8 protein-coding genes are annotated in these 10,673 nt (G+C 46.4%); 1 reads left to right on the forward strand and 7 read right to left on the reverse strand.

Annotated features, from left to right (window positions below; genetic code table 11):
• Positions 1–370: 370 nt before the first annotated feature.
• On the reverse strand, positions 371–787 hold the full coding sequence (locus SAPGRDRAFT_RS18285; protein ID WP_002660910.1) for a hypothetical protein: 417 nt from the start codon (positions 785–787) through the stop codon (positions 371–373).
• 659 nt (positions 788–1,446) lie between these two features.
• Positions 1,447–2,262, reverse strand: coding sequence for a hypothetical protein (locus tag SAPGRDRAFT_RS18295; protein WP_002660911.1), 816 nt, complete (start codon positions 2,260–2,262; stop codon positions 1,447–1,449).
• Positions 2,263–3,336: 1,074 nt separating this feature from the next.
• Here SAPGRDRAFT_RS18295 and SAPGRDRAFT_RS18305 point away from each other — a divergent pair.
• On the forward strand, positions 3,337–4,014 hold the full coding sequence (locus SAPGRDRAFT_RS18305; protein ID WP_002660912.1) for a hypothetical protein: 678 nt from the start codon (positions 3,337–3,339) through the stop codon (positions 4,012–4,014).
• Positions 4,015–4,070: 56 nt separating this feature from the next.
• Here SAPGRDRAFT_RS18305 and SAPGRDRAFT_RS18310 read toward each other — a convergent pair whose 3' ends face one another.
• The 5 genes from SAPGRDRAFT_RS18310 to SAPGRDRAFT_RS18335 all read right to left on the reverse strand — a co-directional run bounded on the left by SAPGRDRAFT_RS18310 (position 4,071) and on the right by SAPGRDRAFT_RS18335 (position 10,397).
• A complete protein-coding gene (locus SAPGRDRAFT_RS18310) occupies positions 4,071–6,548 on the reverse strand; it encodes a TonB-dependent receptor (protein WP_002660913.1) in 2,478 nt (825 codons plus the stop codon).
• 198 nt (positions 6,549–6,746) lie between these two features.
• Positions 6,747–7,796: a hypothetical protein gene (locus tag SAPGRDRAFT_RS18320; RefSeq protein ID WP_037350564.1), complete on the reverse strand. Its 1,050-nt coding sequence runs from the start codon at positions 7,794–7,796 to the stop codon at positions 6,747–6,749.
• Positions 7,781–9,190, reverse strand: a complete 1,410-nt coding sequence (locus tag SAPGRDRAFT_RS18325) for a hypothetical protein (RefSeq protein WP_037350566.1) — start codon at positions 9,188–9,190, stop codon at positions 7,781–7,783. The genes SAPGRDRAFT_RS18320 and SAPGRDRAFT_RS18325 overlap by 16 nt, the downstream gene beginning before the upstream one ends.
• A 1-nt stretch (position 9,191) precedes the next feature.
• The gene (locus SAPGRDRAFT_RS18330) at positions 9,192–9,611 is read right to left on the reverse strand and encodes an acyl-CoA thioesterase (protein ID WP_002660918.1); all 420 of its coding nucleotides are present in this window, start codon (positions 9,609–9,611) and stop codon (positions 9,192–9,194) included.
• A gap of 39 nt (positions 9,612–9,650) precedes the next feature.
• Entirely contained in the window at positions 9,651–10,397 is a 747-nt protein-coding gene (locus tag SAPGRDRAFT_RS18335) for a methyltransferase family protein (protein ID WP_002660920.1), read from the reverse strand.
• Positions 10,398–10,673: the final 276 nt, after the last annotated feature.

Raw genomic sequence — 10,673 nt, forward strand, 5'->3', positions numbered from 1 at the left:
AGGCCCCTAGGCCGATTTGGCCTTCGGCCACCCCTAGGGCCAAGGCCCTAGGCTATTGAAAAAATCGTCATCCCCTCATTCGAGGGGATTTTCTGTTCCACTAGGCTTCATCAGCAAACAAGGGCTTCAGCCCGCCAGTTTGCTCAGTCTACAACCATGGGCTTCAGCCCATGGGCCCAAAACTGCCCAGCCGCCGAAGAAGAACAGCCAAAAGAAAAAAAGACAGTTGAGCGGCCACAACAAGCCCTTTAGGGCGTCTTCGACGACCAATGGGCGTAACCGCCCGGGAGGCCTAGTAAACACTAATAATGAGCGACTTATTCCATCCATAAGACCATTTAACATAGAAAATTACTACAGACTAACGTAATCAATCATATACTTTTTTTAGCTTCAATAGAAAAAAATCTTCCTCTTTTAACTCCCCTTTGATAGAAAAAAATTTTGGATAAAACTTAACTCCTATCAAACTCCTTCTGATACAAGCTTCTTCTATTCGTTGATCTAAACAACTTAGATCTGAAGAATCTCTCACATAATAATCATAAACATAAAAGTAATTTTCGCAATCTGATTTTGCGAGGAGGATAACAGCCTCTGAATGAACTATTTCACATTTAGAAACAATAATCGAATCTACATTTATATTTGAAAACAACTGACACTGCTCTATCCCTAACACATTATCAAGGTTAATTGTATCTGTTTTAACATACACCCTTTCCTGTCCTAAAAGGTTATTACACAGCATCATAAACATCAACAGCATCCCTTTTCGACTAATCATTAAACAAATTATTATATACATTAGGTAATAACTTTCTTTGAGTTCCTTTATACGATTCTGGCTTATCAACCAACAGATTTTATTTTGCATAGACCCGCAACCCTCGGCTTCAGCCCATGGCCGCAAAACAAGTCCACACAAAAAATTCAGGGGTAAAACAATTGCTATGTTTACCCGCCCTGGGTTGCTGACTTGAGCGAACTGACGGAGAAAGTCCTTGTTCGCTTTTTCTACTTCTAAGGCCCCAAAACTGCCAAGCCACTAAAAGAAGCTTCTTTTTCCGTCTCTACCCAAGAAAAAGTTGAGGGACTAATAAAGGAGAGTATTCAAAATTTTGTGTGTACCCTTTCCTGCGCCTAGGGGCTTGTCCCTAGGCGATGAATGGCAGGCGGCAAAGCCGCCTTGGCCGAAGGCCAAACGGCCACAACAAGCCCTTTAGGGCGCAGTTCGACGACCAAAGGGAGTAACCGATGTGCAGGGGTGGCCAAAGGCCAGACCCAGCGGGCGCAGCCCGCGCAGGGCCGAGCGAGCAGCGAGCCCCGAAACGACAACAAGCCCTTTAGGGCGTCTTCGACGACCAAAGGGAGTAACCGCCCGCCGAAGGCGGGAGGCCCCAACTATAAATCAATAATAAAAAATAGATTTCTAAGCATGAGCAGCTATCTGCCCTCTCCTAAAATCATAAAACCAGGCTCTCCCCAAAATTTAAAAAAAATCGTATCCTCTTTGAACCTAAATATTCTCTGTGAGGTCGAATCTATAGCATCAAAATTACCTAAAAAATATGGATCTACTCGACCTAAGTCTTTATTAAAAAACTTATCAAATCTTAAAGTATCAGTTATTCTTCTTTCTTTTAAATCCATAACATAAAGTGGATAAATAGTGTTGGTTCTAGTAAATATTGCCTTTGTTGTATCCTTATTTACCTCAACTAGCTTTCCACAAGGAAACACATCAAATGAATCCTGACTGACAAAAACCATTTTACTATCCCAATTTGGAGGGAATCCGCAACCTCTTTCTAAAAGAACAAAGTCTTCAGTATATATACTTGGATAATAGAAGCTGCAGCGACTTACTGGATTGCTCACGGATAGATGATAGTCCCCTACCACATAAACGATTCTGCCTTTTTTCCTTATTTCGTGGAGTACTACTGAATCATAGCGTACAAAACCATAGAATAATCCAGCAGGAGTCGTACTATCTTTATAAGGACCTTTAAAAGTAGTATCCGCATCAAATTGCTTCGCTAGTTGATAATGTATTGAATTATTCTTATCCAAATCCAATACTGTATTAGAAAAAGTATATTCATTACTTGAATATTTACGGCTGCTCCTGTCAACTTTCAAAGCTGTATCATTTACCTCCGATACATTTCCATCACTAACTAAATCTGTATTGTTCACTTTGGAGCCACAAGATTTCAGCAAGACTAAAAAACACAAGAACATCAAGCTCTTTTTCATATTTGATTTACTTTTTTGCATACACTACTAATGTTGGACGAACTAGACAGGCTTTTAAGCTGTAGCAAAACGGCCAGAAACACAGCCAAGAAAAAGTTGAGGGACTAATAAAGTGTAACTATGAAGTTCCACAAACCCCAAATAGGGGTCCTCTAAGGTATCTCCCTAGGTCTAACAACCCCAAAATAGACCTTCTCTACCGTATTTTATAGCTTAAAAAGCAAAAGAGACCGCTTGTTTACCTCAAGCTATAGGTCTAGTAACCAAAACTAGGGCTCTCCTACTGCTTTATAGACGTCTGGCACTGCATCATATAGGTCCAAAACTGCTTGCTTGGGATAGAGCAACCCAAATTAGGGCTAAATCTAGTCCTTAGCTGCGGTTCTTTTATCTATAATAGACCTTATGATACTGCTTAGGAGCGATTACTTTTACTATGCTTGAGGTTCTATAACTCCTCTAGTCCAGTCCACCAACTGCAAGTCTAGGCTTTGATCACCTTAGTTTGCAGTTTGCTAAGGACTAGCTTGCAGTAAAAAAGCACAAACATAGAGTTTCACAACCTATACCATAGAGTTCAGGACGATAGCTATGCAGTAAAAGAACCTAGAACGAGCAGTTAATTAGTGCATTCAATGACTTTGACAATATATATCATAGATTTCAGAACGACTAGTTAGGAGTTTTGCTCGTCTTTTCCAGAAACAAAGCAGATGCTTTTAAGCCCCTGCGGCAAGAAAGACCAAGGCCCAACAAGATTGGCTGCGGCCTTTAGGCTGCAGATAGCGGCAAAGCCGCCTTGGCCGAAGGCCAAACGGCCTAGCGATGCGGAAGGGGGCGGCGAAGCCGCAGACCAAGGCCGTCAGGCCGCAGGGCCGAGCAGACCTGCGAGCCCTGAAGCGTAGCGCCGCAAGGCGAAGCCGCAGCGGAGGCCCAAAAAAAATAAAAAAAACAGCCCCCAGCCCCATATCTTTTAAGGAGAAGAAGCATTAACTAAAAAAGCCCACACCAAGGCTAGATTTTTGTGCATCTAGCTCCACAGACCATTTAGTAAACTCATTTAATCCTCTGCTTATGAAAATCCTTAGTTTTTCGGCCCTAGCCCTCCTTTTTGCCTTTGGCTTGTATTCCTTTAGCCAATTGGGACAAGATAAAGAAGAAGGCCAAGCCAATTATGCCAAATTTCTGGCCCAATTTGAAGAACAAGCCCTGCCGCTAAAGCTCAATCAAGAGAAAATAGAAAGCGAAATAGAGCAACGACAATATCAGAGAGACCTCTGGCAAAATATCTCGGGCAAACGCCTCGGTAGAGAGTTTTCGTCCTTTATTCCAGGCCTAGATGATGGCATGATGAGCCGTATGGGCCCCGATCGCTATCAGTCGCAAGCCCTAGTGGCCCAAACCGAAAACTACGATCTGCTGCTCTATGCTGTTTTGCCCCCCTTCCGCGCTAATGAACGCTGGGTCTTGGCCGCTTATAGCAAAAAAGGCGAACTGATCGACGAGATGATGGTGGCCGCTAACCGCTACCAAAAACAAGTTGGCGCCCTGATTACTGAAGATGGCGCTATCGTTTTGACCGAATGGAAACGCGAACTAGAAGACAAACGCTACAGCTATACCCAAGCCGATAGCAAACGTTTTGTAGTAGCCGATAATGGCGAGTTTATCCAAGAACTTGGCAATGAGCTAGACCGACAGCCCAGAAAACAAGAACTACAACAAGTTCAACAAAGCTTTGGTATGCGCTAATCACTGCCCCTAAGCATATAAAAGCCCCTAGATGCTTGCATCTAGGGGCTTTCTGTTTATAAATTGGCCCTTAAGGTGAGGATGATATTTTGCCCAGGGGCCGAAATCCCCGAAGCATAAGGCCGATAATGCCAATCTAAAAGGTTTTCAATGCCCAATTGCAACTTCCATTTACTGTTCAACTCATAGGCCGTATAACAGTTGATGACAAACCAGGCGGGAGTGCCTGTGGGTAAGGCTTGATCCAAATTTTCCGAACTCTCATCCGCATAATCTTCTAGGCGCTTGGGGCCATTAAAGCGAATATTGCTCTGTAGACTAAAGGCCTTTTTGTGATAATGAAAACTCCATTGGCCATATAAGGGCGGAATATGCGGCAAAGGCTGGGGATCCGCCTCCGAGTAGTCGAGCCCCTGCGTATAGACCAAACTCCATTTGAAAAAAGCAAAGTCGTTGAGCTCATAGGCCAAACTGGCGTGTAGCCCCCAAACCGCCCCTCGACCAATATTGACCAGGGCCTGAATGTTCCGAAAACGCCCATCATAATACATGCTGTCCTGCCCATTGATGCTGTATTCCTGCTGCACAATGGCATCAAAAAGGTAATTGTAGTAGACCGTACTGCTAATCTTGAGCTTTTTGGCAAACTGCTTCGATAGGCCCAACTCCATATTAAGCGATTTTTCTGGACCAATCTCGGCATTGGGCACCGTAACATTGTCTCCCTTGGCCCTCAACTTGGCCATATCATCAATATTGGGCGTCCGAAAGGCCGTAGAGGCCACCGCCCGCAACTGAAACTGCCGCCCCAAATCCCAACTTAGGCCCGCACTAGCCGTTAGGGCATGGGTCTGCAAACTCAAATCCTGATAAGGTAAATTATAAAGTAAGGTATCCAGATAACTAGCCGATAAGGAGGTATAAGTATAGCGGCTACCCAAAATCAATTTGGCCTTTTCTTGGGCAAACTTCAAGCGATAACTCGTATACAGACCAAAGTTCCCCATCTGGCTGCCCCCATCGGGGTAGCGGCTCCCCAAGCCCCTGTTCGATTGCTCTCCCGTTTCAATATTCTCCGTAAAAGCAGTCGATGAGACCCAGTTATGGGTCCATTCGGCCCCATATAATAGCTCCTGTTTATTACAAATCTTCCGCAAAAAGTCCGCATTTAAGGTCAAGACATAAACCTGCTCGGCTTGGGTTCTGCGCAAGGGGTCATTAAACTTTCGGCTAATCCGCTCTTCATCAATTTTCTGAAAGGCGGCCACCAATTGGCCCTGCCCCAACCAACGGCTGCTATCCCCCTTTATATTGGCCCGCAAGGCAGAGAGCAGGCGCTTTTGTGGACCATAATTCCATTCGGCATACTCCAAGTTTTGCGAGATAATCTGCCCATTGCTAAAGCTCACATCGCCCTCCGTCAATTGGTCGTAACGAGGCACCTCCGTAGAGCTGGAATACTGAAAATTAAACTCAACATCTAGGCGCTCATTATAGCGGTACCGCAGTTTTTGCATCAGGTCCATTTGCCCATAAGCGCTACCCAATTGTACATTGGGGTTTTCGTTAATCCGAATCAGGTCTTGGCCCAATTCCTCATCTCTTTCTACATAAAAATAACGGTTCCAGTAGCGAGCCATACTACTATCAGCCTTGTATCGCCCCGCCCGAAGATCGCCGTATTTAGAAAAACTCAGACTGCTTAGGCTGGCCCAACGCTCGCCCGACCAATGAATGTCGCTATGCAAACGCCGCTCTAAATTGGCCGTCGAAAAGCGACTGTAGGCATGTATATGCCAGGCCTTGCCCTGCTCCTCCAAAAATCTAGGCGATTTGGTTTTGATGTACATCACGCCCCCCAAAGCATCGGAACCATAAATGGTCGAAGCAGGCCCATGATGCAGCTCCACCCCTTCTATAATAGCCGGATCAATGGTGATGATGTTCTGCAAATGCCCCGCCCGATAAATGGCGTTATTCATCCGTATGCCATCCAAAACTATCAGGACCTTATTGGCCTCAAAGCCTCTAATGATCGGACTCCCCCCCCCCATCTGAGAGCGCTGCACAAAGACCTCCCCAGAGTTTTCCATTACCCCAGCCGTGGTCTGTGGCTGCAAAATCTCAATCTCTTTTTTATCAATCAGCGTTAGCTGTGAAGGCACTTCCCGCAAGGGTTCTTCTCGCTTAGAAGAGCCCTGAACCAAGACCTCAATCAAATCAATGGGCCGCCTTTGCAGCAGCAAACGCCCTTTTTTGGCCTTCAACTCAAAGTAATCGCCATAATAACGATGATAATTCAGATGCGTAATGAGCACAAATTGCCCTTCGACAAACGAATCTAAAACAAAAAGGCCCTTTTCGGAGGAAAACAAAGGTGTATTTAGTAGCCCTCGGCCCGCCTCATCCAAAATCTGCAATTGGGCATTGGCCACTGCCTCTCGACTATCCGCATCCAATATATATAAGCTATCTTGGGCAAGCAGTAGGTTGGCATAGGCCAAGGCAAAAAGTAGAAGTAGCTGTTTTTTCATGCTGTTTTTTTTGGGGCTGCCCCTCGCCTTTGGCTCGGGTCGGGCTGTGTCGTGGCTCGCAAGTCTGCTCGGCCCTTCGGCGCTTGCAGCGCCTTGGTCTGCGGCTGCGCCGCACCACTTTCCATCCCTCAGCCAGCTCGAGAGCGCTCCCTTTGGTCGCCCAAAAGGGCCTTTGGCCCAAGCTAGTTCCGCCCAAGGCTAGTAAATGGACCGCAGGCGCTCCGCCGATAATTGTTCTAAATAAACCGATTGTAGTTCGTAAAATAGCAATTGGCTGTCTTGCATTTTGGGCCAAATTGGGCGCAAGGCCTGCAAACTTTGCTCAAGTTCATCTAAAGAACAAGCCTCAAAGCGAATTTGATCGCCCGCATACAAGAAATGTCCCCCAAAAAAACCCTCGGCCAAAACCTTATAGCGCCTAGGGCCCAGTTTTTCATGGGCTAGACCAGTGGCCAGAAAATCGGCCTCCGTCTTTTTATTGAGCAGATAGAGCAACTCCCCATTTCGGAAACAAGCCCCCCAATGAAAAATCGGCAGGGCCAAATCCATAGGCAAGGGATAAGTAGAAAAGTTTTCTAAATAGGATTGGGCCAGTTCTAGGTCCAAAATGGAGTTATCGGTTTCCCAATCTCGCAAAGCCCCCATATTATAAAACATCAGTACGGCTCTATCGGCTGGGGGAATGCCCGTCTTTTGTTGGTATTTTACTTGGTGCAGCCGCAAGGTTACTGACAGCCGCAAGTTGGGGCCCAATTCCTTTTTGAGCAACTTTAAAAACATAAAATAAGACGCCTTGGTTTTCAGGCTCCAATCACAATCTATCTGCAGCTCCTTAAAGGCCAAACGGGGCGGGAGTTTTTCTTCATAGGCCCTTAGATAATTGGCCAGTTCTCTGGCCAATACCTCCAATTGGCCCGGCTTGTTTTGTTGCAAAAAGCTGCGGTTGGTAATAAAGACCACAGGCCGTACTTCTTCCCAAACCGCTGGGGGCGAAAAATCTTTGGGCAACTGCAAGTTGGCAATAGGGAAAATGCCCTTTTGGCCAGGCACCCAATCTAAATCGGCCAAATGCAAATAAATGGTTTTGCTGCCCAATGCTTGCATGCCTTGGGTTTCGGCTTCGCCCCAACTCCAGTTCATCTTCCAGTGGTAGAAGTGTCGCTCTTCCCATTTTGGACCAGTAGGTTGGCAGGCCAAAAAGAAAAAAATGGGTAAAAATACCATCCACTGCTTTAGTCTTCTTCGCATGCCTCTTCTTCTATTTTGATGGGCTCGGGATACTCCTCTTCTAGGCGTTTACAAAAGGCCTGAATCTTTTTTCGGCTCTTCAAGACGGCCAGAATACAGCCTTGCGGACCCACTAAAAGCAGGCTGCCAGGGCTGCCCAACTCCTTTAATTTTGCAAGCTGATAAGCGGCGGCAAAACGAGGCCGCTCAGGCAGCTGCTCTGGGTAAAGGCCAACAAACTGGCTGCGCAGGCGGGCAAAAAGGGCCAATTCTTTAGGCGCTAATAGATCTACGGGATTGGCCGCTAGGCCCAAAAGAAGAAAGCCCTTTTGCTTGATGGCCCAAAGTCTCGTTTTTCGCTCAAAGGCATCTTCTAGGGGCAAATTGGGCAGCAAAGGATTTTTTCGGGCCTCTAGACGATGAGCCCAAAAGCCCACTCCTCGCCAATACTCCTTCAGTCGAGACCAAAAAGAGGCCTGCTTTTTCAATAGCTCTTTTTGCAGGCCAAAAACTTTTTGCCAATCGCGGCCCTGCTCTTTTTCCCAGGCGGCCAAAAGCGGCTCTTCAGCCAAATAGCCCGCTTGTATATAGGCCAAGCGCCAGAGCAGGTTGCCCATTTCTTCCCAAAACAGACTGCTTGTGAGGCCAAAATAAGCGGGCAGATGATGGGCCAAGGGACCCAAAACAAAGAGGCGGCCCTTTCGCCAATTCTTTAGGCGATAAGCCCTCGATATTTTTTTTTCGCTTTTTAGGGCGGGGCCAGGAAGCAAGCTTTCCGACTCCTTAGGGCTCCAATCCTTGCCATAAAAGCGATAATGGAGTACTTGGCCATCCTCCTCTATGGTGTAGGCCTTTTGGTCCAAAAGGAAAAGTTCTCTTTGGCGTTTTTTACCTTTAGATTTCGCTTGATAATGTTGGAGCGGCTTTTCTAATTGGGGCAAAGCTTGCTGCAAGAGCTCAAACTGCTCGATATATTTTTCGGGGCAGCCCTTAGAGAGAATCAGGTAACGACAGCGAACTGCCTGCAGCTCCATACCGGCTTGGCTATGCCAGCAAATAAAACTTTCATCCTCTTCTTCTATTGCTTCTAATTGGGCCAAGGGAAATTGTCGAAATTGAGCCGAGCTAGGCAGGCGCAACTTTTTTTTGCCCAAGGCCTTCATCTGCTGATGGGCAAAGGCTTTGCCGCGGCGGCTTTGGACCTTATAGCTCCAATCCTCCATTTTTTTTTCCTCCTTAAACTGCCAGAGAAAAAACTGGGCGGCGGGGCGAAGCAAAGCCGCTTCGCTTCGGCTAGATGGCCGCTTAAAGCAAAAAACAGAGAGGCCCAAGGCAGCAGCATAAGCACTGAGCCATTGGGCCATTTCGTCCTCCATCAAGAGGCCTATATCATAAACAGTAGATTCTTCTTTCAAGCTATTCTTTGGCTTTAGCCTCTAGCGCCTCAATAAACTGACGGAGTTCATCAGAGATGCGAGCAGGGCGTTGTTTCACAAAGTCGAACATCACGATACTACAATGGGCGACTACAGCCAGATAGCCTTTGTCGCTATACATTTCGGCCCGCATTTTCAGGCTGCTATTGCCCATTTCGGTTACCCCTAGTTTTACTTCTAAGGTATCGGGATAAGTAACCGGGGCTTTATAGTCGGCAGTGAGGCTAGCCACAACGGGTTGGATAGGTCCTTTGCCTTTTTCGCCAGTCATGAGGTCTTCAAAGTACTTGACCCTAGCGGTTTCAAAGTAGCGTAAGTACTGTACATTATTCACATGGCCAAAGGCGTCCATATCGCCCCAAGCGACGGGCTGTTTCCAGATTAAGGGAAGCTTGCTCATAATATAATTGATTTTAGTGAGCTCAATGATACATTAGGCTTAGCGTCCTTCAAAGATGTTGGTTGTTTTTTGGAGAACTTTAATAATCACATACCAAACGATGGCTCCAATAAGTAGGCTATACCAAAGTGGCGACATATTGAGTAGTTCTTGGCTGCTAATATAACTACCGATAGCTTCAAAGATAAAGAAGACCAAAAAGAGGTTGAGGATACCGGCTTTTTCTTGGCGAATAATCTTGGCCCAAGAAAAGGGATAATCGGGTTTGCGCCATTGGCTAAATTTGGGCCAGAAGGCGGGAGTTTTGGCTGACCAATCGGTATAGGCTTTTCCGTATTTATCAATCAGGAAGGCTTCTTCGGCGTACATAATGCGTTCGTAGTAGACCCAATACATAAAGATAAAGGCTGTAAGGAACCAAAAATCTTGGGTGAGGCCAGCGAGGCCCAGCCACATAAAGAAATTCCCGACATAGAGGGGATGTCGGCAGATAGCGTACCAGCCAGAGCTATTGATATGGTCGGCAATTTGGCCCTCAGAGGTATTGCGGCCCGAGGTATTGGGGGCGGCATGGCCAATAGCGTGCATACGTATAAACAGGCCGATCAGGGAGACGGCTAGGCAGCCCCATTTGTAGTATTCGGCATAATTGGGGTCAATTAGTTGCTTATTATATACATTATATATATAGGCAGCGAGGCCTAATACAATAATTACCAAAGGAAGATAACTGCGGTGTTTAAACAAAAAATCTCCTTCTGTTCTTAGCTCTGTTTTTAAACTCATAGGTTGCTTTATTTTCGCCAATTTTGGCCTAGTGGCGCAAAGCTAAGAAAATCTAATAAAAAAAGGGGGCTTGGGCTATACTTTTGCGGCGGACAGGCGGCGAAGCCGCCGCAGGCTGAGCTGCCGTAGCAGGGCCGCCCGGCAGGGCGGCAGACCAAAGCCCGCAGGGCTGAAGGGCCGAGCAGACTTGCGAGCTGCGAAGTGGAGCGACCCGACCGCAGGGAGGGGCAGCCCCAAAACCTCTTCGAATAGAAATCTATTTAAAAACTTATTTGT

It is taken from the genome of Saprospira grandis DSM 2844, from assembly GCF_000275825.1.
In the GTDB taxonomy this organism is placed as follows: domain Bacteria; phylum Bacteroidota; class Bacteroidia; order Chitinophagales; family Saprospiraceae; genus Saprospira; species Saprospira grandis_A.

What these genes read in the sequence shown, in the direction of transcription:
- SAPGRDRAFT_RS18285 (WP_002660910.1), bottom strand. Translation starts at nt 787, where the DNA reads ATGATTAGTCGAAAAGGGATGCTGTTGATGTTTATGATGCTGTGTAAT.
- SAPGRDRAFT_RS18295 (WP_002660911.1), bottom strand. Translation starts at nt 2,262, where the DNA reads ATGAAAAAGAGCTTGATGTTCTTGTGTTTTTTAGTCTTGCTGAAATCT.
- SAPGRDRAFT_RS18305 (WP_002660912.1), top strand. Translation starts at nt 3,337, where the DNA reads ATGAAAATCCTTAGTTTTTCGGCCCTAGCCCTCCTTTTTGCCTTTGGC.
- SAPGRDRAFT_RS18310 (WP_002660913.1), bottom strand. Translation starts at nt 6,548, where the DNA reads ATGAAAAAACAGCTACTTCTACTTTTTGCCTTGGCCTATGCCAACCTA.
- SAPGRDRAFT_RS18320 (WP_037350564.1), bottom strand. Translation starts at nt 7,796, where the DNA reads ATGCGAAGAAGACTAAAGCAGTGGATGGTATTTTTACCCATTTTTTTC.
- SAPGRDRAFT_RS18330 (WP_002660918.1), bottom strand. Translation starts at nt 9,611, where the DNA reads ATGAGCAAGCTTCCCTTAATCTGGAAACAGCCCGTCGCTTGGGGCGAT.
- SAPGRDRAFT_RS18335 (WP_002660920.1), bottom strand. Translation starts at nt 10,397, where the DNA reads ATGAGTTTAAAAACAGAGCTAAGAACAGAAGGAGATTTTTTGTTTAAA.